The organism is Mycolicibacterium holsaticum DSM 44478 = JCM 12374 (assembly GCF_019645835.1).
GTDB lineage: Bacteria > Actinomycetota > Actinomycetes > Mycobacteriales > Mycobacteriaceae > Mycobacterium > Mycobacterium holsaticum.
In genome coordinates this window covers 352,074-376,068 of record NZ_CP080998.1, presented here as the reverse complement: position 1 = coordinate 376,068, position 23,995 = coordinate 352,074, and the positions used below count along the sequence as shown (strand labels likewise).

The window sequence follows — 23,995 nt, the reverse complement described above, 5'->3', positions numbered from 1 at the left end:
CCGCCGATCCGACAGAGTACACAGCCGCAATAGCGGGAGGCAAAGCGCAGGTGGGTGCCCCATAGACTGGTCCGGTGCCCGCCCGTCTGCGTCCCGAGCTTGCCGATCTGCCCGCATACACTCCGGGCAAGACGGTGCCGGGTGCGATCAAGATCGCCAGCAACGAGACCGTGCACGGGCCGCTGCCCAGCGTGCGCGCGGCCATCGACAAGGCCATCGACACGATCAACCGTTACCCCGACAACGGCTACTTAGCGCTCAGGGAACGGCTGGCCGAGCATGTCGGCTTCGCCCCTGAGCACATCTCCGTCGGCTGCGGATCGGTGAGCCTGTGCCAGCAGTTGATCCAGATCACCTCGACCGTCGGCGACGAGGTGCTCTACGCCTGGCGCAGCTTCGAGATCTATCCCCTGCAGGTCCGCACCGCAGGAGCCACCCCGGTGCAGGTGCCGCTGACCGACCACACCCACGACCTCGACGCGATGCTGGCCGCGATCACCGACCGCACCCGGTTGATCTTCGTGTGCAACCCCAACAACCCGACCAGCACGGTCGTCGACCCGGACAAGCTGGCCCGCTTCATCGCCGCGGTGCCGCCGCACATCCTGATCGCCATCGACGAGGCCTACGTGGAGTACATCCGCGAGCCGTTGCTGCCCGACAGCTTCGGATTGGTCCGCGCGCACCGCAATGTCGTTGTGCTGCGGACGTTTTCGAAGGCCTACGGGCTGGCGGGACTGCGGATCGGGTATGCGGTCGGCGATCCGGACATCGTCACCGCGCTGGGCAAGGTCTATGTGCCGTTCACCGCGACGAGCATCTCCCAAGCCGCGGCCATCGCGTCGCTGGACGCCGCCGACGAGCTGCTGGCCCGCACCGACGCCGTCGTCGCCGAACGCGCCCGGGTGACGGACGCGCTGCGCGACGCCGGTTACCTGGTGCCGCCGTCGCAGGCCAACTTCGTGTGGCTGCCGCTGCCCGGTCGCGCCCGGGAATTCGCCGAAGCGTCCGCGGAAAGCCGCATCATCGTGCGGCCCTACGGCGACGACGGTGTGCGCGTCACCGTCTCCTCCGCAAAGGAGAACGACGCGTTCCTCGAATTCGCCCGACGCTGGAACGACGACCGATGACCGCCGGTGCTAGCCCGGCCGCCGACCGGTGAACGCGATCAGCCGGTCCAGCGCGGACGCATTGTCGGGCAACTCGACCGGATCGTCGAAGCCCGCCGTGGTGCGGCCCTGCGGGGTGATGATCTTGCGCGCCGTCCCGAGCACGTAGTCCGACAACGAATCCGGGGCAGTCACCTCACGCCCGACGGCCGTGGCGTAATCCCACGCGTGCACCAGGAACTCCAGCGACAGCACGCCGACCATGACGCCGGCGGGCGCCTCGTTGCCGCCGAACGGGACGGTGCCGTCCAGGCCGCGGCGGTGCCACGCGTCCAGCGCGGTGCGCGCCGCCAGCACGACCTGCTGCTCCACCGGGTCGTCGCGGTCGCGTTCGGGGAACTCGGCTCCGGCCATCGCACCGATCGTGGTGATCGAGTTCATCAGGTGATCGGTCAAGGCTGCCACGTCGAAGTCCCGGCACGGTGTCTGCTTGTGCAGGTCATCGGCGGCGATACCGTGCAGCACGTGCTGCAACGCGGCGAACGCCAGCTCGGCGCCGCGCAGCGGGTCGGTCGGCGGAGAATCGGGTCCTTGGCGCAGGTCCTCGGGCATGCGTCTCACGCTACGTCGCGTCTGCGCATATCGTTGCGCAGATGAAGACGCATGTGCGGCTGACGGCCGCGGCGCTGATCCTGCTCGGCGTGACGACGGCATGCCAACGCACCACCGAAGGCACCGTCGCGCAGACCACCCAACCCGGGCCGCCGATCACCACCACCACACGTCCCCCGTCGACGGGGCTGCCCGGCCTGCCGGGTCTTCCGATCCCGCAGTTCCCGCTGCCCGGCCGCAACACCGACGTCCCGCAGGTCCCGCCGCCGCCGAACGCGCTCACCATGACGTGCAAGGAGTTCACCGGCCTCGACGAGGCCAGCCGGCTTGCGGTGATCCGCGAGATCCTCAAACAAAAGAACAACCCGCTGGGTCCCGACGGCGAGACGATCGGGCAGATCCTGGTCGAAGCCGCCTGTCAGTTCCTGCCCTCGGCGACGGTAAACGACGTCCTGCTGGGTGGGGGCCCGCCGTAGAACGCTAGCCTTCTGCACCATGGGCCAGACCTATGAGTCCGTCACCGTCGACATCGCGGATCACGTCGCCACGGTGACGTTGATCGGTCCCGGTAAGGGCAACGCCATGGGGCCGGCGTTCTGGGCGGAGATGCCGGAGGTGTTCGCCGAGCTCGACGCCGATCGCGACGTGCGGGCGATCGTGTTGACCGGGTCCGGCAAGAACTTCAGCTATGGGCTCGACGTGCCGGCCATGGGCGACACGCTGTCCGGTGTGCTGACCGACGGGGCGTCAGCGCGGCCGCGGGCGGACTTCCACGCCACAGTGCTGCGGATGCAGGGCTCGATCAGCGCCGTCGCGGATTGCCGCACCCCGACGATCGCCTCGGTGCACGGCTGGTGCATCGGCGGCGGGGTGGACCTGATCTCGGCCGTCGACATCCGGTACGCGAGCGCGGACGCGAAGTTCTCGGTGCGGGAGATCAAGCTGGCGATGGTCGCCGACGTCGGCAGCCTGGCCCGGCTGCCGCTCATCCTCAACGACGGTCACCTGCGTGAACTCGCCCTGACGGGCAAGGACATCGACGCCGCGCGGGCCGAGCGGATCGGCCTGGTCAACGACGTCTACGCCGATGCCGAGGCGTCGCTGGCCGCCGCGCACGCCACCGCTGCGGAGATCGCCGCCAACCCGCCGCTCACGGTCGCCGGGGTCAAGGACGTGCTCGACCAGCAGCGCATCGCGCGCGTCTCGGAGAGCCTGCGGTATGTGGCGGCGTGGAATTCGGCGTTCCTGCCGTCGAAGGACCTCACCGAGGGCATCAGCGCGGCATTCGGGAAGCGGCCGCCGAACTTCACCGGCGAATAGTTCAGACCCGGGGACGCGGCGTCCAGCCGAGTTCGGCCTTGGCCTTGGCGTTGGACAGCGGCAACCACGTGTCGCCGAACGCGGCCGCGCCGTAGGGCGCGATCAACCCGAACACCCGCGGCGAGATCGGCAGCGGCCGCGGCCGATGCAGCCCGGCCGCCATCTCGCGCACGTAGTCGCCGAAGGACTGCGGCCGGTCGTCGACGATGTTGTAGAGCTGTCCGCCCCGGCCCCTGTCCACGGCATCGGCGGTCGCTGTGACGACATCGTCGATGTGGATCCACGACACGACGCCCGAGCCGGTGACCGCGGGCAGCAACCACCATTTCACCAGCCGGGTGAACATCTTGGTGTGCGGTACGTCGGGCCCGTAGAAAACGCCGTAGCGCAACACGATTCCCTCGGTGTCGCTGTGCTCACCCGACGTCAGCACGGTCTGTTCCATGCCGCGAAGCGCGTTGAGCATGTCGGCTCCACCCGGCGGCGGCGGGCCTGGATACGGATCGGTTTCGTCGATCAGCGCCGGCCCGGTCGAACCGTATCCGTACGCGAACAGCACCGACTCGGCGACCACGCGTCGCACACCGGCGCGCTGGGCGGCGCGCACCAGATTCGGTGCACCGCTGCCCCACAGCTTCCGCGCGGGCTCGAAGTCCTTGACCCGCATGGGTCCTCGCTTCGGCAGCGTGGTCAGCAGGCTGATCACCACGTCGGGCCGAAGGTCGGCGACCACCGCGTCGATCTGGGCCGGGCCGAACACATCGCCCACCACCGGTCGCGCGCCGGTCGCCGCGATCTCGGCCGTCTTGGCCGAAGACCGGGTCATGCCGACGACGTCGTGACCGCGGGCACCCAGTTCACGCAGCAGCGGAAGTCCCGGCACGCTCGTCGCACCGGCGACCAACACGCGCATCAGCCCGTCCTTGCGGTAACGATGCTGGCGCGCAACGCAATCGCCAGAATCACCGTGGTGACCGCCAGGCCGCCGGCCTCCAGCCACCCGATCCAGTCGCCCGCGCCGTGATGCGGGTCGACGACGTGGCTGATCGTGTGCAGCGCCCAGTGCAGGGTCGCGAACGCCAGCGCGGGAACCCGCCACGTCCGCCAGCGCAGCGCCGCCAACAACATCAGGCCCTGGGGCACCTCGAACGTCGCGTTGTCGAAGATGTAGTGGTCGTTGCGGATTCCGAAGGTGCCCAGCGTGTCGAAGAACGCTCCGGGGGCGAACATCATGAACAGCCCGATGGCCAGCGAGTAGAGACCGAACACCACCAGGGTTACCTCGACGAACCCGACCGTGGTGCGCGCCGGCGACGTCGTCATAGGGTCACGCTAGTCCGCGGTTGACCGCCGAACGTGGGCTACCCGCACGTTTTCGCCGCGGAAGCGTGACACAATCCCACACTCGCCGCCGAGACCCGCCGATGAGGTACCGCGGTGGCGGAGGGATTTGAACCCCCGGACGGTGTTAGCCGTCTCTCGCTTTCAAGGCGAGTGCATTAGGCCGCTCTGCCACGCCACCGCCGACAAGGTTACGGGGCCGGTTACACCCGGCCGAGTTTGGCCGGTGGCGCACCGCTCTTGAGTGCCACGCTGATGCGCCGGCAGTTCTCCCCCATCGCGGCGACCTGCGGGCGCGACAGCCGGCCGAGGAAGTGCACGCGCACCCCCTCGCCGTAGGTTTTCAGCGCTTCGCGCACCGCCGTGCGGCCGTCGTCGGTGATGGTGGCCAGCACGCCGCGCCCGTCGTCGGGGCTGGCGCCGCGGCGCACCAGACCCTGCAATTCCAGCCGCCGGATCTGCCGCGTCACCCGGCTCGGAAGCGACATCAAACTGTCGGCCAGATCCCCCATGCGCGAGGACCCGGTCGCGGATTTGTCGAGAATGTCGAGCAGCCGCACATCGTTCAGCGTGAGGTGGTGTGCGTCGACCAGAGATCGGTTCAGCGTCGCGTACAACCGCAGCGCCGAATCCAGAAAGTTTTGCCACGACCGTTGTTCAGCGATGTCGAGACCCGGCATATCACTGGCAGTACGTCCCCCGATGATCCCCTCCATTCCGCCATAGTAAACATTCGTTTTATTGCTGGGAAGGTATCGGCGATACTGTTTTCCCAGCGTAGTAGCGTTATTTGAATGCATGCTGTCTTGGCCGAAACCGAAAATCGACTGACCTGGCAGGAAGTACCCGACATCGAGGCCGGTGACGGGCAGGTCCTGGTGAAGGTGGACACCGCCGGGATCAACCGCGCCGACCTGCTTCAGGCCGCAGGCAAGTATCCGCCGCCGCCCGGCGCCAGCGAGATCCTGGGCCTCGAGGTCTCGGGCACGATCGCCGCGGTCGGCGACGGTGTCACCGAATGGTCCGTCGGTCAACAGGTCTGCGCTTTGCTGGCGGGCGGTGGTTACGCCGAGTTCGTCGCGGTCCCGGCCGGGCAGGTGATGCCGGTTCCCGCCGGGGTGAGCCTGCACCACGCCGCCGGGCTGCCCGAGGTCGCGTGCACGGTGTGGTCGAACCTGGTGATGACGGCCGGCCTGCGGTCCGGCCAGGTGGTTCTCGTGCACGGCGGCGGAAGCGGCATCGGTACCCACGCCGTGCAGGTCGGCCGGGCGCTCGGCTGCCGGGTCGCGGTCACCGCGGGATCGCGCAACAAGTTGGACCTGTGCTCGGAGTTGGGCGCCGACATCACCATCAACTACCGCGACGAGGATTTCGTCGAACGCATCCGCGCCGAGTCCGACGGCGCCGACGTGATCCTCGACCTCATGGGAGCGGCCTATCTCGACCGCAACATCGACGCGCTCGGGCCCGACGGCCGGCTGGTGATCATCGGCATGCAGGGCGGCGCGAAGGCCGAGCTGAACATCGGCAAGCTCTTGGGCAAGCGCGGCGGGGTCTTCGCCACCGCGCTGCGGGCCCGCCCGGTCAGCGGCCGGGGCAGCAAAAGCGACGTCGTCGCCGAGGTGATCGCCAACGTCTGGCCGATGGTCGAAAGTGGTCAGGTGCGACCGATTATCGGCGCCGAGTTCCCCATTCAAGAGGCCGGCGCCGCACACGAACTGCTGGCATCCGGTGACGTCGCAGGCAAGATTCTGCTGCGCGTCGACGACAGCTCAGCCTAGCGAGGCCAGCGCCCGCACCAGCTGATCGACTTCGGCCAACGTGGTGTAGTGCGCCAGCCCGATGGTGACCGCGCCGCCGATGTCGTTGACGCCGATGACGTCGAGCACCCGCGAGCTGGCGTTGGAGATCGCCAGGATGCCGTTGTCGGCGAGCCGCTGCACCACCCGTTCGGCGGGTACGTGGGTGACCGCGAAGCTGAGCACCGGAACCCGGACTTCCGGGCTGCCGATGACCATCACCGCCGGCAGCGACCGCAGCGAGGCCAGCAGGTACTCGAACAGCCGGTCCATGTACGTCGCGGCCGATTGCATTGAGACCGCGAGCCTTTCGCGGCGGGTGCCGCTCGCCGATTCGTCGAGTGCGGCCAGATAGTCGATGCTGGCGACGACGCCTGCGAGCATGCCGAACTGATGGGTGCCGACCTCCAGCCGCTCCGGCCCGGTAGCGTGCGGGTTCAACGACACCGAGTGGAACGAGTCGATCATCGACGGATCCCGGAACACCAGCGCGCCGATCGGCGGACCGCCCCACGCGACCGCGTTCAGGGCCACCACGTCGGCGTCGATCTCGTCGATGTCGATCAACCGGTACGGTGCGGCCGCGGAATGGTCGACGACCACCAGCGCGCCGATATCGTGGGCGAGTTTGGTGACCGCGCGCAGATCGGTGACCGTGCCCAAAGTCGAAGAGGCCGAGGTGATTGCGACCAGCCGGGTGGGCCGGGTGATCAGGCTTTCCCACTGCCAGGTAGGCAGTTCGCCCGTCTCGATGTCGACCTCGGCCCACTTGGTCTTGGCGCCGTAGCGGTTCGCGGCGCGCAGCCAGGGGGCGATGTTGGCCTCGTCGTCGAGCCGGGTCACCACGATCTCGTAGCCAAGGCCGACCCGCGACGACGACGCGTCGGCCAGCGCCGTCATCAGCACCGCGCGGTCGGGGCCCAACACCACCCCGCGCGGATCGGCGTTGACGAGGTCGGCCACCGCCTGGCGCGCCGCGCTGAGCACTGCGGCGCTGCGCTGAGCCGACGGATGCGGCCCCACCGGGGTCGGCATCGACCCGCGGAAGGCGGTGGACACCGCCCGGCCGACGGTGTCGGGCAGCAGCATCCCGTGCTGTGCGTCGAAATGCACCCAGCCGTCGCCCAGAGACGGGTGCAAGCCCCGCACCCGGGCGACGTCGTATGCCATGCCAGCCCACCTTTGACCGTGTGTGAAATCACAACCGACACGAAACTTCGGTCGATGCCGGCCCCACCCGCCCTGCCGGGCTGGGTCGCCTGCGAGGCCATAGTAGTCCAGTGAGCTAGCGCTGCGGAGTCCTAATTGCACAGGCGTTGCCCGCCTCAAATTGCGGTGCGCCGGTGCGTGACCCGCAGGCTGCTCGCATGCCGAATTCCGGGCGCCGCCAGCACTTGCATTCCGATTTGCTACAAGTAGCCGCTGTCCGGCCGTGCCCGGCGCAAACCCGTGCACGATGATCGAAGGGCTACTGTCGCCAGATAAGTTACGAACGGCGCGAACCCATAACACGGCCATTACAGGGAACTTCACGGAGATGACCACGAACAGCGACGACGACAACATCGAAATCATCGGCGGCGATCCCACGGCGGCCGATCAGGAATCCGACGGCAAATCGCTGACCGACCTCGTCGAACAGCCCGCCAAGGTGATGCGCATCGGCACCATGATCAAGCAGCTGCTCGAAGAGGTGCGGGCCGCGCCGCTGGACGAGGCCAGCCGCAACCGGCTGCGCGAGATCCACCGGACCAGCATCTCCGAACTGGAGGACGGCCTGGCGCCCGAACTGCGCGAGGAGCTCGAGCGGCTGACGCTGCCGTTCACCGACGATGTCGTGCCGTCCGACGCCGAACTGCGGGTCGCGCAGGCACAGCTGGTGGGCTGGCTGGAGGGGTTGTTCCACGGCATCCAGACGGCGCTGTTCGCCCAGCAGATGGCGGCGCGTCAACAACTCGAGCAGATGCGTCAGGGCGCGCTGCCGCCCGGGATGGCCGGCCCGGCGGGTCCGCGCGGCGGGCACGGCACCGGACAGTATCTGTAGGAGCCGGTATTGGTCCCGCGTATCGAGACCCGCAATGCGTGGGTGGAATTTCCCATCTTCGACGCCAAGTCACGCTCGTTGAAGAAGGCTTTCCTCGGCAAGGCCGGCGGCGCCATCGGACGCAACGAGTCCAACGTCGTCGTCATCGAGGCGCTGCGCGACATCACCATGTCGCTGGAACTGGGTGACCGCGTCGGGCTGGTGGGCCACAACGGCGCGGGCAAGTCGACGCTGTTGCGGCTGCTGTCCGGCATCTACGAACCCACCCGTGGCGTCGCGACGGTGACCGGTCGGGTGGCGCCGGTGTTCGACCTCGGCGTCGGGATGGACCCCGAGATCTCGGGGTTCGAGAACATCATCATCCGCGGGCTGTTCCTCGGGCAGACCCGCAAGCAGATGCTGGCCAAGATCGACGAGATCGCCGAGTTCACCGAGTTGGGTGACTACCTGTCGATGCCGTTGCGCACGTACTCCACCGGAATGCGCGTGCGCCTGGCGATGGGCGTGGTGACCAGCATCGACCCCGAGATCCTGCTGCTCGACGAAGGTATCGGCGCGGTGGATGCCGAGTTCTTGAAGAAGGCCCAGTCACGGCTGTCGGCGCTCGTGGAGCGCTCCGGCATCCTGGTGTTCGCCAGCCACTCCAACGAATTTCTGGCCCGGCTGTGCAATACGGCGATGTGGATCGACCACGGCACCGTCAAGATGACCGGCGGCATCGAAGAGGTGGTCCGCGCCTACGAGGGTGAGGACGCCGCCCGGCACGTCCGCGAAGTGCTCGAAGAAACGCGCCAGCGATGACCGAGACGGTCTGCGCCGTGGTGGTCACCCATCGGCGCGTCGACGAGCTGGCCAAGTCGCTGGAGGCGGTGACGGCCCAGACCCGCGCACCGGATCACCTGATCGTCGTCGACAACGACAACGACCCCCGGGTGGCCGAACTGGTGGCCGGCCAGCCGGTGCCAACGACATATCTGGGTTCGCGCCGAAACCTCGGTGGCGCAGGCGGTTTCGCGTTGGGGATGCTGCACGCGCTGGCGTTGGGTGCGGACTGGCTGTGGTTGGCCGACGACGACGGGCGCCCCGCGGACTCCGAGGTGCTTGGCACCCTTGTGGCATGCGCGAAAAGGCACGCCCTGGCCGAGGTGTCGCCGATGGTGTGCGACCTCGACGAACCGGACCGGCTGGCGTTTCCGTTGCGCCGCGGCGTGGCGTGGCGGCGACGGGTCGAGGAGTTGCGCACCGACGCCGGGCAGGACCTGCTGCCGGGAATCGCCTCGCTGTTCAACGGGGCGTTGTTCGCCGCGTCGACGCTAGAGGCCGTCGGGGTACCGGATCTGCGGCTGTTCTTCCGCGGTGACGAAACCGAATTGCACCGCAGGCTGGTGCGTTCCGGCCTGCCGTTCGGGACGTGCCTGACCGCGGTCTACCTGCACCCGCAGGGCGGCGACGAGTTCAAGCCCATCCTCGGGGGCCGGATGCACACGCAGTATCCGGAAAGCGCTGCTAAACGTTTCTATACGTACCGCAACCGCGGTTACCTGCTGTCGCAGCCAGGGCTTCGGCGGCTGCAGTTTCAGGAGTGGGCCCGGTTCGGCTGGTACTTCCTGGTGTCGCGGCGCGACCCCGCCGGGCTGATGGAGTGGATACGGCTGCGGCGCTCGGGCCGTAAGGAGAGGTTCGGCAGGCCCGCACACCTGGACGAGCGATGGGGGCACCACCCGCCCGATGGGCCCACGCGCGCAGCGCAGGGGAGGCTGGGGAACGACGGGACAAAGAGATGACGTTCACCGACGCCGCCGCGCAGTCGAAGACATTCGGCCGCGCGTGGGGCGACCTGGTCGCCGGTTTCGCCAAGCGCGAGCTGTGGCTGCACCTGGGCTGGCAGGACATCAAACAGCGGTACCGCCGCTCGGTGCTGGGGCCGTTCTGGATCACGATCGCCACTGGCGCCACCGCCGTGGCGATGGGCCTGCTGTATTCCAAGCTGTTCAAACTCGAACTGTCCGAACATCTTCCATACGTCACGCTCGGGCTGATCATCTGGAACATGATCAACGCGTCGATCCTCGAGGGCGCCGAGGTGTTCATCGCCAACGAGGGTCTGATCAAACAGCTGCCGACCCCGCTGTCGGTGCACGTGTACCGCCTGGTGTGGCGCCAGATGATCCTGTTCGGGCACAACATGATCATCTTCGTGATCATCGCGATCATCTTTCCCAAACCGTGGTCGTGGACCGCGCTCGCGGTGATCCCGGCGATGGGTTTGATCGTGTTGAACTGCGTGTGGGTGTCGTTGTGCTTCGGCATCCTGGCCACCCGCTACCGCGACATCAGCCCGCTGCTGGTCAGCCTGGTTCAGTTGCTGTTCTTCATGACGCCGATCATCTGGAACGAGTCCACCCTCAAACAGCAGGGTGCCGCGGACTACCTCAAGATCGTCGAGTTGAACCCGCTGCTGCACTATCTGGACATCGTGCGCGCCCCGCTGCTAGGCGCCGACCAAGAGCTGCACCACTGGGTGGTGGTGATCGTGTTGACCGTGATCGGCTGGATCCTGGCCGCGTTCGCGATGCGCCAGTACCGTGCCCGCGTCGCGTACTGGGTCTAACGGGCCGGCCGGACGGGCGAGGTCCCACACCGGGTCCGCACACCTCGACGGTATTACCGCTTGGGCACGGGGAGGCGGGTCGTCACGCCGATACGGTTCCACGCGTTGATGGTCAGCGCCATCGCGATCACTTGACCGAGTTCGCGTTCGGAGAACGCGGCCGCCGCCCTGGCGTACACCTCGTCGGCGACATGCCGGTGGGTCAGGTCGGTGATCTCCTCGGTCAACGCGAGCGCGGCCTGCTCCTGCTCGGTGTAGACGCCCTCGGCCTCTGCCCACGCGGGCAGCAGGGTGATCTTCTGCTCGGAGATGCCGCGTCTGCGTGCGTCGGCGGTGTGCATGTCCAGGCAGAACGCGCAGTGGTTCAGCTGCGACGCGCGGATCTTGATCAGCTCGGCCAGGTCGGGGTCGAGATCCTTGGTCGCGGCGTTGTTCAGCGCGATCATCGCCTCGTACACCTCGGGCGACACCTGGTTCAGGTTGATCCGACGGACTTTCTCGATGGTTGTCATACCGCCAACGCTAGTGCGTAATGTCCCGCCTGCATGGTTCAATACACCGGTGGCTTCATGGGCCAATGCGGGGCCGTGGGATCTGCACCTCGACCTGAAGCAGGCCATTACCCCCGGGGCGCGCGGTGCGCGGGAAACGCTGCTCACCGCCCTGCGCGACGCCGTGCGGTCGGGCCGGCTGGCGCCCGGCACGATGCTGCCGCCGTCGCGCAGCCTGGCCGTCGACCTCGGATTGGCCCGCAACACCGTCGCCGAGGCGTATGCCGAACTGGTCGCCGAGGGCTGGCTGGCGTCGCGGCAGGGTGCGGGCACCTGGGTGGTGAACGCGGCGGGCACGCAGGCGCCTGCCCGCCCGCGCGGGGTGAAGGTGGTGCCGACGCACAACCTGATGCCCGGTTCACCCGATGTCGCGGAGTTCCCGCGCAACGAATGGGTCGCCTCGATGCGCCGCGCGCTGGGCCGCGCACCGACCGAGGCGCTGCGCATGGGCGACCCGCGCGGGCGCCAAGAACTGCGCGAGGCGCTGGCGCAGTACCTGGCACGGGTGCGCGGGGTGCGCACCTGCGCGGAGTCGATCGTGATCTGTGCCGGTGTGCGCCACGGCGTGGAAATCCTCACCCGGGTGTTTTCCGGTCAGCGCCCGATCGCCGTAGAAGCCTACGGGCTGTTCATCTTTCGCGATGTCATCGCGGCGATGGGGATGGCGACGACCCCGATCGGTGTCGACGAGCGTGGCGCGGTGGTGGGCGAACTCGACACGCTCGACGTGCCCGCGGTGCTGCTCACCCCGGCGCACCACAGCCCGTTCGGCATGCCGCTGCATCCGACGCGGCGCACCGCGGTGGTCGACTGGGCGCAACGCACCGACGGGTACGTCCTCGACGACGACTACGACGGCGAACTGCGCTACGACCGCCAGCCGGTGGGCGCGCTGCAGGGGCTGCACCCGGACCGGGTGGTGTATCTGGGCTCGGCCAGCAAGAGCCTGTCGCCCGCGCTGCGGCTGGGCTGGATGGCGTTGCCTGCCGACCTCGTCGAGCCGGTCATCGGTGCCGCGGGCGGATCGCAGTTCTATGTGGACGCGATCTCGCAGCTGACGATGGCCGACTTCATCGCAGGCGGCGGCTACGACAAGCACATCCGGCGCATGCGGCTGCGGTACCGGCGCCGCCGCGACACGCTCGTCGATGCGCTGCAGCCGTTTTCCATCACTCTCAGCGGGCTCAACGCGGGGCTCAACCTGCTGTTGACCCTGCCCGACGGCGCCGAACCGGAGGTGCTGCGCCGCGCGGCCGACACGGGTCTCGCGCTGGAGGGGCTGTCGATGATGCGTCATCCGCTCGCCGGGCCGCACGTGCCCCGCCCCGACGGCGTCATCGTCGGGTTCGGGACACCCGCCGAACACGCTTTCGCCGGATGCGTCCAGGCCCTGTGCGACGTGCTCGAGTCCAGCGGCCTGCGGCGCTGACGAGCGGGCGACCCGTAAGCTGCTGCGGTGGCCGAGCCCCCCATGCAACCGACCCTGAGCCTGGGCACCCAGGTTTGGCGGTTCATCGTGACCGGCGGGCTGTCGGCGATCGTCGACTTCGGCCTGTACGTGGCGTTTCTGGCGGTCGGGCTGCACGTGAACGTGGCCAAGACCCTCAGCTTCATCGCGGGCACCACCACGGCCTATCTGATCAACCGCCGATGGACTTTTCAGGCGCCGCCGAGCACAGCGCGGTTCATCGCGGTATGCGCGCTCTACGCGGTGACCTACGCCGCGCAGGTCGGCATCAACTACCTGCTGTACGTGGCGTGGGAGGACAAGCCGTGGCGGGTGCCGGTCGCGTTCGTCATCGCCCAGGGCACCGCGACGGTGATCAACTTCGTCGTGCAGCGCGCGGTCATCTTCCGGCTGCGCTGACCCGCCCCCGGCCGCGCAATTTGGCGTTGAGGGTCGTTGTGCGGCCCAATCGATGGCCCTGTACGCAAAATTCAGCGGTGATGACGCGCGCGGGCCGCACGGTACCCTCGTCACGATGTCCGAGACCACGACACGACGCCTGACCGGCTGGGGACGCACCGCCCCGTCAGTCGCGCAGGTGTTGTCGACACCGGATGTCGAGGTCATCGCGCAGGCGGTGGCGACGACGGGCCAGCGCGGCGTCATCGCCCGCGGGCTCGGCCGCTCCTACGGCGACAACGCCCAGAACGGCGGCGGCCTGGTGATCGACATGACGGCACTGAACCGGATCCACTCCATCGTCGCCGAGACCCGCATCGTCGACGTGGACGCGGGCGTGAGCTTGGACACGCTGATGAAGGCGGCGTTGCCGTTCGGGCTGTGGGTGCCGGTGCTGCCCGGCACCAGGCAGGTCACCGTGGGCGGGGCGATCGCCTGCGACATCCACGGCAAGAACCATCACAGCGCCGGCAGTTTCGGTAACCATGTCCGCTCGATCGACCTGCTGACCGCCGAGGGCGAGATCCGGCGGCTGACCCCCGACGGGCCCGAAAGCGAACTGTTCTGGGCGACCGTCGGCGGCAACGGGCTTACCGGCATCATCCTGCGCGCCACGATCGAGATGACGCCGACCGAAACGGCGTACTTCATCGCCGACGGCGACGTCACCGCGAACCTGGACGAGACAATCGCGTTCCACAGCGACGGCAGCGAGGACAACTACACCTACTCCAGCGCCTGGTTCGACGCGATCAGCGCGCCACCCAAGCTCGGCCGCGCCGCGATATCACGCGGCTCACTGGCCCGGCTGGACCAGCTGCCCGCCAAACTCCAGCGCGACCCGCTGAAATTCGATGCGCCGCAACTGCTTACCTTCCCCGACATCTTCCCCAACGGGCTGGCCAACAAGTACACGTTCGGGCCGATCGGGGAGCTGTGGTACCGCAAGTCGGGCACCTACCGCGGCAAGATCCAGAACCTGACGCAGTTCTACCACCCGCTGGACATGCTGGGCGAATGGAACCGGGCATACGGGCCCGCGGGTTTCACCCAATACCAGTTCGTGGTGCCCACCGAAGCGGTCGACGAGTTCAAGGCGATCATCGTCGACATCCAGCGGTCGGGCCACTACTCGTTCCTCAACGTGTTCAAGCTGTTCGGCCCCGGAAACCAAGCGCCGCTGAGCTTTCCGATCCCCGGCTGGAACGTCTGTGTCGACTTCCCGGTCAAGCCGGGGCTGGGTGAATTCTTGACCGACCTGGACCGTCGGGTGCTGGAGTTCGGCGGCCGGCTCTACACCGCCAAGGACTCCCGCACCACCGCGGAGACCTTCCACGCCATGTACCCGCGAATCGACGAGTGGATCGCCATGCGCCGCAAGGTCGATCCCAACTCGGTGTTCGCGTCCGACATGGCCCGACGTTTGGAGCTGTTGTAAATGGTGCCCGCACATGGTTCTTGATGCCGTGGGAAACCCCCAGACCATTCTGCTGCTCGGCGGCACGTCCGAGATCGGGCTGGCCATCTGCGAGCGGTATCTGCGCGACGCGCCGGCGCGCGTCATCCTGGCCGAACTGCCGAACCACCCGGGCCGTGACGCCGCCGTCGCCCAGCTACAGGCCGCAGGCGCCAAATCCGTCGAGCTGATCGACTTCGACGCCCTGGACACCGCGAGCCACCCTGCGGTGATCGACGCCGCGTTCAGCCACGGCGATGTCGACGTCGCGATCGTGGCGTTCGGCCTGCTCGGCGACGCCGAAGAGCTGTGGCAGAACCAGTCCAAGGCCGTGCAGATCGCCGGAATCAACTACACCGCAGCAGTTTCGGTCGGTGTGCTGCTCGGCGAGAAGATGCGCGCCCAAGGCTTCGGCCGGATCATCGCGATGAGCTCGGCGGCCGGTGAGCGGGTACGGCGGTCCAACTTCGTGTACGGCTCCACCAAGGCCGGACTCGACGGGTTCTACCTCGGGCTCGGCGAGGCGTTGCGCGAGTCCGGGGTACAGGTACTGGTCATCCGGCCCGGCCAGGTGCGCACCCGCACCACGATCGAGCACTGGAAGGCCACCGGCAGCAAGGAAGCGCCGTTCACCGTCGACAAGGAAGACGTCGCCGAACTGGCGGTCACAGCATCGGCCAAGGGCAAGGAACTGGTATGGGCACCGGGGGTGTTCAGGTACGTGATGATGGTGTTGCGGCACATTCCGCGGCCCATCTTCCGCAAGCTCCCCATCTGATGCGCGGCGCACTGGCCAGCCCGACCAAGGTCGTCGGCCAGCTGGCGGCCGGCGCGGCCGTGGCGATCGTCGTCACGGTGATCTCGCTGATCGCGATATCGCGGGTGGACTGGCCGGCGTACAACTCGTCCAACCAGCTGCACGCGCTGACCACGGTCGGCCAAGTCGGTTGTCTGGCAGGGTTGTTGGCATCGGGATGGGCGTGGCGGCGCGGCAGACGCTTGCTGGCGTGGGGCGGTGCGACGGCGTTCCTGTCGGCGTTCTCGGTGGTGACGCTGGCGATGCCGCTGGGCGCCACGAAGCTTTACCTGCACGGCATTTCGGTCGACCAGCAGTTCCGCACCGAGTACCTGACCCGGCTCACCGACACCGCGGCACTGCACGACATGACGTATTACGGGCTACCGCCCTTCTATCCACCGGGCTGGTTCTGGATCGGCGGCCGGCTGGCCGACCTGACCGGCATCCCGGGCTGGGAGATGTTCAAACCGTGGGCCATCATCTCCATCACCATCGCGATCACCGCCGCGTTCGTGTTGTGGGCGGCGATGATTCGCTTCGAATACGCGCTGATCGTCGCGACGGCCACCGCCGCGGCAACGCTCGCCTACGCACCGGCCGAACCGTACGCCGCGATCATCACCGCGCTGCTGCCGGCGGTGTTCGTGCTGGCCTGGTCGGGGCTCCAGGGCGCCACTAGGGCCGGTGGCTGGGCCGCGGTCATCGGCGTCGGGCTCTTCCTGGGCATCACCGCGCTGTTCTACACCCTGCTGTTCGGCTACGCCGCGTTCACGCTGACGCTGATGGCGCTGGTAGTGACAGTGGCGCGCTGGAGCCGCTCCGGCGGCGACATTAAGCCAAGACGCGCCGAACCGCTGCTGCGGCTGGTCGTCATCGGTGCGCTCTCCGGCGCGATCGCGCTGATCGGCTGGGCCCCGTGGCTGGCCGCCGCGATCCGCGGCGAGCCGGCCGACTCGGGCACCGCGCAGCACTATCTGCCGTCGGTAGGCGCCGAACTGGAATTCCCCATGCTGCACTTCACCCTGCTGGGCGCGCTGTGCATGCTGGGCACGCTGTGGCTGGTCTGGCGCGCGCGGTCATCGACCCGCGCGGGCGCGTTGGCGATCGCCGTGTTGGCTATCTACGCGTGGTCGCTGCTGTCCATGCTGACCACGCTGGCCGGCACCACGCTGCTGTCGTTCCGGCTCAACCCGACGCTGACCGTGCTGCTGGCCGCCGCGGGCGCGTTCGGCTTCATCGAAACCGCGTCGGCGATCGCCGCGCGCTACCGCCCGGAAATGAGCAGGCGCGTGGTCGCCGCGGCCGCCACGATCGGCGCCATCGGCGCCGTGACGTACAGCCAGGACATCCCCGACGTGCTGCGCCCCGACATCGCGGTGGCCTACACCGACACCGACGGCTACGGCCAACGCGCCGACCGGCGACCGCCCGGTGCCGAGCGCTACTACCGCGAGATCGACGGGAAGATCCGCGACGTGACGGGGCTGCCGCGCAACGAGACCGTGGTGATGACCGCCGACTACAGCTTCCTGTCGTACTACCCCTACTACGGGTTCCAGGGGTTGACGTCGCATTACGCCAACCCGCTCGCACAGTTCGACAAGCGGGCCGATGCGATCGAGAACTGGGCCACCCTGACCGACGCCGACCAGTTCATCGACGCCCTCGACGCGCTGCCGTGGAAACCGCCGACGGTGTTCCTGATGCGCAGTGCTGGTTCGGGGGGCGCGGGCGACTCCTACACGCTGCGGTTGGCTTCCGACGTCTACCCCAACCAGCCCAACGTGCGCCGCTACCACGTCGAGCTCGACGAAGCCCTGTTCGACGACCCGCGCTTCGACGTCTCCGAGATCGGACCGTTCGTGCTGGCCATCCGGCTGCCCAATTACGATCAAGCCCCGTGACTGGCCAAGTCGGGGCGAACCACCGGACCGCGCGGCTGATCGCCGTCGTCGCCGGGTTGCTCGGCGCGGCGCTCGCGATCGCGACCCCGCTGCTGCCGGTCAAGCAGACCACCGCGGAGCTGAACTGGCCGCAGAACGGGGTGCTGCAGAGCGTCAACGCGCCGCTGATCGGCTACGTGGCCACCGACCTGACGATCACGGTGCCGTGCCGCGCGGCCGCTGGCCTGGCCGGACCCGACAACGAGGGCCGAACGGTGCTGTTGTCCACGGTGCCCAAGCAGGCGCCCAAGGCCGTCGACCGCGGCCTGCTCATCGAGCGGGTCAACAGCGACCTGCTGGTCATCGTCCGCAACACCCCGGTGGTCAGCGCGCCGCTGGCGGCGGTGCTCAGCCCGCAGTGCGAACGGCTGACGTTCACCGCGCACGCCGACAAGGTCACCGGCGAGTTCGTCGGCCTGGTCGAAGGCCCGGACAGCGAGGATCCCGGTGCGCCGCTGAGCGGCGAGCGCAGCGGCTACGACTTCCGCCCGCAGATCGTCGGCGTGTTCACCGACCTGTCCGGGCCCGCGCCGCCCGGCCTGGAGTTCTCGGCCACCATCGACTCCCGCTACAGCAGTTCGCCGACGCTGCTGAAACTGCTCGCGATGATCCTCGGCGTGGCGATGACGGTGGTCGCGCTCGGCGCGCTGCACGTGCTCGACACCGCCGACGGCCGCAAGGTCAGGCGCTTCCTGCCGCCGCGGTGGTGGTCGTTCGGGCCGCTCGACGGGGTGGTCACCGCCGTGTTGGTGTGGTGGCACTTCGTCGGCGCCAACACCGCCGACGACGGCTACATCCTCACCATGGCCAGGGTGTCGGAGCATGCCGGCTACATGGCCAACTACTACCGGTGGTTCGGCACCCCCGAGGCGCCGTTCGGCTGGTACTACGACCTGCTGGCGCTGTGGTCACACGTCAGCACCCACAGCGTGTGGATGCGGCTGCCCACGCTGGTGATGGCGCTGGCCTGCTGGTGGCTGATCAGCCGCGAGGTGATCCCGCGGCTCGGGCACGCGGTCAAGTCCAGCCGCGCCGCGGCGTGGACGGCGGCCGGACTGTTCCTGGCGTTCTGGCTGCCGCTGAACAACGGGCTGCGACCCGAGCCGATCATCGCGCTCGGCATCCTGCTCACCTGGTGCTCGGTCGAACGCGGGGTGGCCACCAGCCGGCTGCTCCCGGTGGCGGTCGCGATCATCATCGGCGCGCTCACCCTGTTCTCCGGCCCGACCGGCATCGCCGCGGTCGGCGCGCTGCTGGTCGCCGTCGGTCCGCTGAAAACGATTGTGGCCGCGCATACTTCGCGGTTCGGCTACCTGGCCCTGCTGGCGCCGATCCTGGCCGCGGCCACGGTGACGATCATTCTGATCTTCCGCGACCAGACGTTGATCGGCGAACTGCAGGCCAGCACGTTCAAGTCGGCGGTGGGCCCCAGCCTGTCCTGGTTCGACGAGCACATCCGCTACGAGCGGCTGTTCACCACCAGCCCCGACGGTTCGGTCGCCCGCCGGTTCGCGGTGCTGACCCTGCTGCTGACGTTGGCGGTTTCAGTGGCGATGGCGTTGCGCAAGTTCAGGATTCCCGGCACCGCGCTGGGGCCGAGCCGGCGCATCGTCGGGATCACGATCATCTCGTTCCTGGCGTTGATGTTCACCCCGACCAAGTGGACCCACCATTTCGGCGTGTTCGCCGGGTTGGCCGGATCGCTCGGGGCCCTTGCCGCCGTCGCGGTCAGCGCCGCCGCGATGCGCTCGCGGCGTAACCGGTCGGTGTTCACCGCGGCCGTGCTGTTCGCCACCGCGCTGTCGTTCGCCACCGTCAACGGCTGGTGGTACGTCTCCAATTTCGGTGTGCCGTGGTCGAACGAGTTCCCGGAGTGGCGGTTCGGCTTCACCACGATGCTGCTCGGGCTTTCGGTGATCGCCCTGCTGGTGGCGGCGTGGTTCCACTTCTCCGGCCGCGACGCGTCACCGCCGGGCGAACCGCGGCGCTGGCAGCGGGTCGTCCAGGCGCCGTTGGCGATCGCCACCTGGGCCCTGGTGGTGTTCGAGGTGCTGTCGCTGACGTTGGGCATGACCGACCAGTATCCGGCGTGGAGCGTGGGCCGCTCCAACCTCGAAGCGCTGACCGGCAAGACCTGCGGGCTGGCCGAAGACGTGCTCGTCGAACAGAACGCCAACGCGGGCATGCTGGCGCCGGTGGACAGCCCCGTCGGTGAGGCGTTGGGCGCCGAAACGTCGGACGGCTTCGGCCCCAACGGGATTCCGTCGGACCTGTCCGCGGACGAGGTGATGGGCGGCCCCGGCACCGCGACGAACTTCGCCGATACCCCCGAAGGCGACGACACCGCAGGCGAGGCCGGCACCGAGGGCGGCACCACCGCGTCTGCGGGGATCAACGGATCCCGCGCGCGGCTGCCGTTCGAGCTGAACCCGGCCACCACGCCGGTGATGGGCAGCTGGCGCAGCGGCACACAGCAGCCGGCGTCGCTGCGCTCGGCGTGGTACCGGCTGCCCGCACGCGACGAGACCGGCCCGTTGCTCGTGGTGGCCGCGGCCGGACGCTTCGATCCGGGCGAGGTCCTCGTGCAGTGGGCGGGCGACGAGGGCGACGACGCGGCGGGCAGCGTGGTGTTCGGCGACGTCGGCGCGTCCCCGGCCTGGCGCAACCTGCGGGTGCCGATGGACGCCATCCCCGACGACGCCACCCGGGTGCGGCTGGTCGCCACCGACGACGACCTCAACCCCGAGCACTGGATCGCGCTCACCCCGCCGCGCATCCCCGAACTGCGCACGCTGCAGGACGTCGTCGGCTCGGCCGACCCGGTGCTGCTGGACTGGCTGGTCGGCATGGCCTTCCCCTGCCAGCGGCCGTTCGACCACCAGAACGGCGTCATCGAGGTGCCGAAGTGGCGCATCCTGCCCGACCGGTTCGGCGCAGAGGCCAACTCACCGGTGATGGACAACCTGGGCGGCGGACCGCTGGGCATCACCGAGCTGCTGGTGCGCGCCACCACGGTGCCGTCGTATCTGTCCGACGACTGGTTCCGCGACTGGGGCGCCCTTCAGCAGTTGACCCCGTACTACCCGGACGCGCAGCCGGCGCGGATCGATCTCGGTTCGGCGACGCGTAGCGGGCTGTGGAGCCCGGCGCCGCTGCGTCATTAGCTTCGTCGCCTACCATCGACCCTCGTGCCCAGCGACCCGTCTCATCGCATGACGCGACTGATCGCGGCCGTCGCGGGCATCGCGGGCGTCCTGCTGTGCGGGCTGGCCCCGCTGCTGCCGGTCGCGCAGACCACCGCGACCATTCTGTGGCCGCAGGCCGCCGACCCCGACGGGTTCGTCTCCGATATCACCGCCCCGCTGGTGTCCGGCGCACCGCTCACGCTCGACATCTCCATCCCCTGCCAGGCCGTCGCGACGCTGCCGGACGACGGCGGGCTGGTCCTCTCCACGGTGCCGCCCGCAGGCATCGACGCCAGCCGCAACGGGCTGTTCGTGCGGGCCACCTCCGATGTCGTCGTCGTCGCGGTGCGCGACTCGGTCGCCGCGGTGGCCCCCAGGCCCGCGGTGCAGGCCGGGGCGTGCAGCACACTGCACATCTGGGCCAACCCCGGCGAGGTGGGCGCCGACTTCGTCGGTATCCCCGGCGCGGCGGGCACCCTGTCCGCCGATAAGAAACCCCAGGTCGCGGGGGTGTTCACCGAGCTCGAGATACCTGCGCAGGCCGGAGCCGCCGCGGCGGCGACATCCAGCCCAGAGCTGTCCGCGCGGATCGACGTCGACACCCGGTTCATCACCTCCCCGACCGCCCTCAAGCTCGCCGTGCTGGTGCTCGGGGTGCTCTGCGTGATCGCGTCGATCGTCGCGCTGGCGGTGCTGGACCGCACCTCCGGACGCCGGGTGCCCCGCGGATGGCGCCGGTTCTGGCGCGTCGGGGGGTGGCACCGGCTGGCCGACATCGGCGTGGTCGGCACGCTGCTGCTGTGGCATCTGATCGGAGCTATCTCCTCCGACGACGGCTACAACCTGACCATCGCCCGCGTGGCGAACGAGGCCGGCTACACCGCGAACTACTTCCGCTACTTCGGCGCGACGGAGGCCCCGTTCGACTGGTACCAGTCCGTGCTGTCGCAGCTGGCGACGGTCAGCACCGCCGGGGTGTGGATGCGGCTGCCGGCAACCCTGGCCGCGGTGGGCACGTGGCTGCTGATCAGCCGCTGCGTGCTGGCCCGGCTGGGCCCCGGTAAGGCGGGCCTGGCGGGTAACCGGGTCGCGGTGTGGACGGCCGGTGCGGTGTTCCTGGCCGCGTGGCTGCCGTTCAACAACGGGCTGCGCCCCGAACCGCTGATTGCGTTCGGCGTGGTCGCGGCCTGGATGCTGGTCGAGAACGCGATCGGCACCCGGCGGCTGTGGCCGGCGGCGCTCGCGATCGTCGTCGCGGTGTTCACCGTGACGCTGGCGCCGCAGGGTCTCATCGCGCTGGCGCCGCTGCTGGTGGGTGCCCGCGCGATCGCCAGAGCCATCCGGGCGCGCCGCCCCGTCGACGGTCTGGCGGCCCCGCTGGCCGCGCTGGCCGCGTCGGCCGCCCTGATCTTCGTGGTGGTGTTCCGCGACCAGACGCTGGCCACCGTCGCCGAGTCGGCCCGCATCAAGTACAAGGTCGGCCCCACCATCGCCTGGTATCAGGACTTTCTGCGCTACTACTTCCTCACCGTGGAGGACAGCGTCGACTCGTCGCTGACCCGGCGCTTTGCCGTGCTGGTGATGTTCTTGTGCCTGTTCGGCATGCTCGCGGTGCTGTTGCGCCGCAGCAGCGTGCCCGGGATGGCGAAGGGCCCGGTGTGGCGGTTGATCGGCGTGACCGCGGTGGGCCTGCTGCTGCTGACGTTCACCCCGACGAAGTGGGCGGTGCAGTTCGGGGCGTTCGCGGGCCTGGCCGGTGCGCTCGGCGCGGTCACCGCGTTCGCGTTCGCGCGGGTCGGGCTGCACAGCCGACGCAACCTCGCGCTCTACGTCACCGCGCTGCTGTTCGTATTGGCCTGGGCCACTTCCGGTATCAATGGCTGGTTCTATGTCGGCAACTACGGGGTGCCGTGGTTCGACAAGCAGCCCGTGCTGGCCGGTGTCCCGGTGATGACGATCTTCCTCGTGCTGGCGATCGCGACCGGCCTGCTGTCGGCGTGGTTGCATTTCCGCATCGACTACGCCGGGCACACCCAGGTGGCCGACACCCGCCGCAACCGGGTGCTGGCCTCCACACCGCTACTGGTGGTGGCGATCATCATGGTGGTGCTCGAGGTCGGTTCGATGGCCAAGGGCGCCGTGCAGCGCTATCCGGTCTACACCACCGCCAAGGCGAACCTGTCGGCGTTGACTGGTTTCGTCGGGATGAATTCGACACCTAGCTGCGCGATGGCCGACGACGTGCTGGTCGAACGCGACACCAATGCCGGTCTGCTGCAACCGGTTCCGGGGCAGCGCTTCGGAGAATACGGCCCGCTCGGCGGTGCGGACCCGGTCGGGTTCACCCCCAACGGGGTCAGCGACACCCTGGAACCCGCCGAACCGGTCACCGCCAATCCCGGTCTGGTCAACTCCGACGGCTCACCGAACGAGCCCAACGTCGGCATCGGCTACGCCGCCGGTACCGGCGGCGGGTACGGGCCCGAGGGCATCAACGGATCCCGGGTGTTCCTGCCGTTCGGGTTGGACCCGGACCGCACGCCGGTGATGGGCAGCTACGACGAGAATGACGTGGCGGCGACGGTCACCTCGGCGTGGTATCAGCTGCCGCCTCGCACCCCCGACCGGCCGCTGGTGACGGTCGCCGCAGCCGGTGCCATCTGGTACTACGAGGAGGACGGTTCGTTCAACTACGGACAGTCACTGAAGCTGCAGTGGGGCGTGCACCACCCCGATGGCAGCTATCAGGCGCTTGGTGAGGTGCAGCCGATCGACATCTTCCCCCAAAAGGCTTGGCGCAACCTGCGATTCCCGCTGTCGTGGGCGCCGCCGGAGGCCAACGTCGCGCGCATCGTCGCCGACGACCCCAACCTGTCGACCGATCAGTGGTTCGCGTTCACGCCGCCGCGGGTGCCGGTGCTGGAAACCGCGCAGGAGTTCCTCGGCTCGCAGACCCCGGTGCTGATGGACATCGCGACGGCCGCGAACTTCCCCTGCCAGCGGCCGTTCGCCGAGCGTCTCGGCATCGCCGAACTGCCCGAGTACCGGATCCTGCCCAACTTCAAGCAGGTGGTGTCGTCGTCGAACATGTGGCAGTCCGCCCAGGACGGCGGCCCGTTCCTGTTCATCCAGGCGCTGCTGCGCACCTCGACGGTTCCGACGTATCTGCGCGGTGACTGGTACCGCGACTGGGGTTCGATCGAACGCTACGACCGGGTGGTGCCCGCGTCGCAGGCACCGCAGGCCGCCGTCGAACAGGGCACGCAACGCGTCTTCGGGTGGAGCCGCAACGGACCGATCAGGGCGCTGCCATGACGCG

At 68.7% G+C, this 23,995-nt stretch carries 21 protein-coding genes and 1 tRNA gene; 15 read left to right on the top strand and 7 right to left on the bottom strand.

What is annotated here, in order from left to right; all coding sequences use genetic code 11:
• The first annotated feature begins 74 nt into the window (after positions 1–74).
• Positions 75–1,130, top strand: a complete 1,056-nt coding sequence (gene hisC, locus K3U96_RS01780) for a histidinol-phosphate transaminase (RefSeq protein WP_220691871.1) — start codon at positions 75–77, stop codon at positions 1,128–1,130.
• 9 nt (positions 1,131–1,139) lie between these two features.
• On the opposite strand, the gene K3U96_RS01775 is transcribed toward hisC, so the two are convergent.
• The gene (locus K3U96_RS01775; RefSeq protein WP_220691870.1) at positions 1,140–1,721 is read right to left on the bottom strand and encodes a TIGR03086 family metal-binding protein; all 582 of its coding nucleotides are present in this window, start codon (positions 1,719–1,721) and stop codon (positions 1,140–1,142) included.
• A 41-nt stretch (positions 1,722–1,762) separates the two neighbouring features.
• On the opposite strand from K3U96_RS01775, the gene K3U96_RS01770 reads away from it, so the two are divergent.
• Positions 1,763–2,197 carry a hypothetical protein gene (locus tag K3U96_RS01770; RefSeq protein ID WP_069407961.1) on the top strand — a complete coding sequence of 145 codons (435 nt, stop codon included), beginning with the start codon at positions 1,763–1,765 and terminating at the stop codon, positions 2,195–2,197.
• Between the two features lie 19 nt (positions 2,198–2,216).
• The gene (locus tag K3U96_RS01765) at positions 2,217–3,041 is read left to right on the top strand and encodes a crotonase/enoyl-CoA hydratase family protein (protein WP_069407960.1); all 825 of its coding nucleotides are present in this window, start codon (positions 2,217–2,219) and stop codon (positions 3,039–3,041) included.
• A gap of 1 nt (position 3,042) precedes the next feature.
• Here K3U96_RS01765 and K3U96_RS01760 read toward each other — a convergent pair whose 3' ends face one another.
• The 4 genes from K3U96_RS01760 to K3U96_RS01745 all read right to left on the bottom strand — a co-directional run bounded on the left by K3U96_RS01760 (position 3,043) and on the right by K3U96_RS01745 (position 5,098).
• Entirely contained in the window at positions 3,043–3,954 is a 912-nt protein-coding gene (locus tag K3U96_RS01760; protein ID WP_220691869.1) for an NAD-dependent epimerase/dehydratase family protein, read from the bottom strand.
• The gene (locus K3U96_RS01755) at positions 3,954–4,364 is read right to left on the bottom strand and encodes a hypothetical protein (protein ID WP_220691868.1); all 411 of its coding nucleotides are present in this window, start codon (positions 4,362–4,364) and stop codon (positions 3,954–3,956) included. The genes K3U96_RS01760 and K3U96_RS01755 overlap by 1 nt, the downstream gene beginning before the upstream one ends.
• A gap of 112 nt (positions 4,365–4,476) precedes the next feature.
• A tRNA-Ser gene (locus K3U96_RS01750) sits at positions 4,477–4,563 on the bottom strand.
• 22 nt (positions 4,564–4,585) lie between these two features.
• The gene (locus K3U96_RS01745) at positions 4,586–5,098 is read right to left on the bottom strand and encodes a MarR family winged helix-turn-helix transcriptional regulator (protein ID WP_220691867.1); all 513 of its coding nucleotides are present in this window, start codon (positions 5,096–5,098) and stop codon (positions 4,586–4,588) included.
• Positions 5,099–5,176: 78 nt separating this feature from the next.
• Between K3U96_RS01745 and K3U96_RS01740 the strand changes: the two genes are divergently transcribed.
• Positions 5,177–6,163, top strand: coding sequence for an NAD(P)H-quinone oxidoreductase (locus K3U96_RS01740; protein WP_220691866.1), 987 nt, complete (start codon positions 5,177–5,179; stop codon positions 6,161–6,163).
• On the opposite strand, the gene K3U96_RS01735 is transcribed toward K3U96_RS01740, so the two are convergent.
• Positions 6,155–7,351 carry a cysteine desulfurase-like protein gene (locus K3U96_RS01735; RefSeq protein ID WP_220691865.1) on the bottom strand — a complete coding sequence of 399 codons (1,197 nt, stop codon included), beginning with the start codon at positions 7,349–7,351 and terminating at the stop codon, positions 6,155–6,157. The genes K3U96_RS01740 and K3U96_RS01735 overlap by 9 nt on opposite strands.
• A 367-nt stretch (positions 7,352–7,718) precedes the next feature.
• On the opposite strand from K3U96_RS01735, the gene K3U96_RS01730 reads away from it, so the two are divergent.
• The 4 genes from K3U96_RS01730 to wzm are packed head-to-tail and all read left to right on the top strand — an operon-like array spanning position 7,719 to position 10,836.
• Positions 7,719–8,225 carry a bacterial proteasome activator family protein gene (locus K3U96_RS01730; protein WP_220691864.1) on the top strand — a complete coding sequence of 169 codons (507 nt, stop codon included), beginning with the start codon at positions 7,719–7,721 and terminating at the stop codon, positions 8,223–8,225.
• A gap of 9 nt (positions 8,226–8,234) precedes the next feature.
• Complete coding sequence (gene wzt, locus K3U96_RS01725) at positions 8,235–9,026, top strand: galactan export ABC transporter ATP-binding subunit Wzt/RfbE (protein ID WP_069407782.1); 792 nt, start codon at positions 8,235–8,237, stop codon at positions 9,024–9,026.
• The gene (gene glfT1, locus K3U96_RS01720) at positions 9,023–10,009 is read left to right on the top strand and encodes a galactofuranosyltransferase GlfT1 (protein WP_220691863.1); all 987 of its coding nucleotides are present in this window, start codon (positions 9,023–9,025) and stop codon (positions 10,007–10,009) included. The genes wzt and glfT1 overlap by 4 nt, the downstream gene beginning before the upstream one ends.
• Positions 10,006–10,836 carry a galactan export ABC transporter permease subunit Wzm/RfbD gene (wzm, locus tag K3U96_RS01715; RefSeq protein WP_069407784.1) on the top strand — a complete coding sequence of 277 codons (831 nt, stop codon included), beginning with the start codon at positions 10,006–10,008 and terminating at the stop codon, positions 10,834–10,836. The genes glfT1 and wzm overlap by 4 nt, the downstream gene beginning before the upstream one ends.
• Before the next feature lie 53 nt (positions 10,837–10,889).
• On the opposite strand, the gene K3U96_RS01710 is transcribed toward wzm, so the two are convergent.
• The gene (locus tag K3U96_RS01710; protein WP_220691862.1) at positions 10,890–11,348 is read right to left on the bottom strand and encodes a carboxymuconolactone decarboxylase family protein; all 459 of its coding nucleotides are present in this window, start codon (positions 11,346–11,348) and stop codon (positions 10,890–10,892) included.
• A gap of 49 nt (positions 11,349–11,397) precedes the next feature.
• Here K3U96_RS01710 and pdxR point away from each other — a divergent pair, with 49 nt between their 5' ends.
• The 7 genes from pdxR to K3U96_RS01675 all read left to right on the top strand — a co-directional run bounded on the left by pdxR (position 11,398) and on the right by K3U96_RS01675 (position 23,991).
• Positions 11,398–12,816: a MocR-like pyridoxine biosynthesis transcription factor PdxR gene (pdxR, locus tag K3U96_RS01705; protein WP_230982333.1), complete on the top strand. Its 1,419-nt coding sequence runs from the start codon at positions 11,398–11,400 to the stop codon at positions 12,814–12,816.
• 42 nt (positions 12,817–12,858) lie between these two features.
• Positions 12,859–13,254, top strand: a complete 396-nt coding sequence (locus tag K3U96_RS01700; protein ID WP_069407789.1) for a GtrA family protein — start codon at positions 12,859–12,861, stop codon at positions 13,252–13,254.
• Between the two features lie 115 nt (positions 13,255–13,369).
• The gene (gene dprE1 / locus K3U96_RS01695; protein WP_069407787.1) at positions 13,370–14,731 is read left to right on the top strand and encodes a decaprenylphosphoryl-beta-D-ribose oxidase; all 1,362 of its coding nucleotides are present in this window, start codon (positions 13,370–13,372) and stop codon (positions 14,729–14,731) included.
• A gap of 13 nt (positions 14,732–14,744) precedes the next feature.
• Positions 14,745–15,527: a decaprenylphospho-beta-D-erythro-pentofuranosid-2-ulose 2-reductase gene (dprE2, locus tag K3U96_RS01690; RefSeq protein WP_069407788.1), complete on the top strand. Its 783-nt coding sequence runs from the start codon at positions 14,745–14,747 to the stop codon at positions 15,525–15,527.
• Positions 15,527–17,452: a galactan 5-O-arabinofuranosyltransferase gene (locus tag K3U96_RS01685; RefSeq protein WP_220691860.1), complete on the top strand. Its 1,926-nt coding sequence runs from the start codon at positions 15,527–15,529 to the stop codon at positions 17,450–17,452. Before dprE2 ends, K3U96_RS01685 begins: the two co-directional genes overlap by 1 nt.
• Positions 17,449–20,655 (top strand): arabinosyltransferase domain-containing protein, encoded by a 3,207-nt coding sequence (locus K3U96_RS01680; RefSeq protein WP_220691859.1) that lies wholly within the window; start codon positions 17,449–17,451, stop codon positions 20,653–20,655. The genes K3U96_RS01685 and K3U96_RS01680 overlap by 4 nt, the downstream gene beginning before the upstream one ends.
• A gap of 48 nt (positions 20,656–20,703) precedes the next feature.
• Positions 20,704–23,991 (top strand): arabinosyltransferase domain-containing protein, encoded by a 3,288-nt coding sequence (locus K3U96_RS01675; protein WP_220691858.1) that lies wholly within the window; start codon positions 20,704–20,706, stop codon positions 23,989–23,991.
• Positions 23,992–23,995 lie beyond the last annotated feature (4 nt).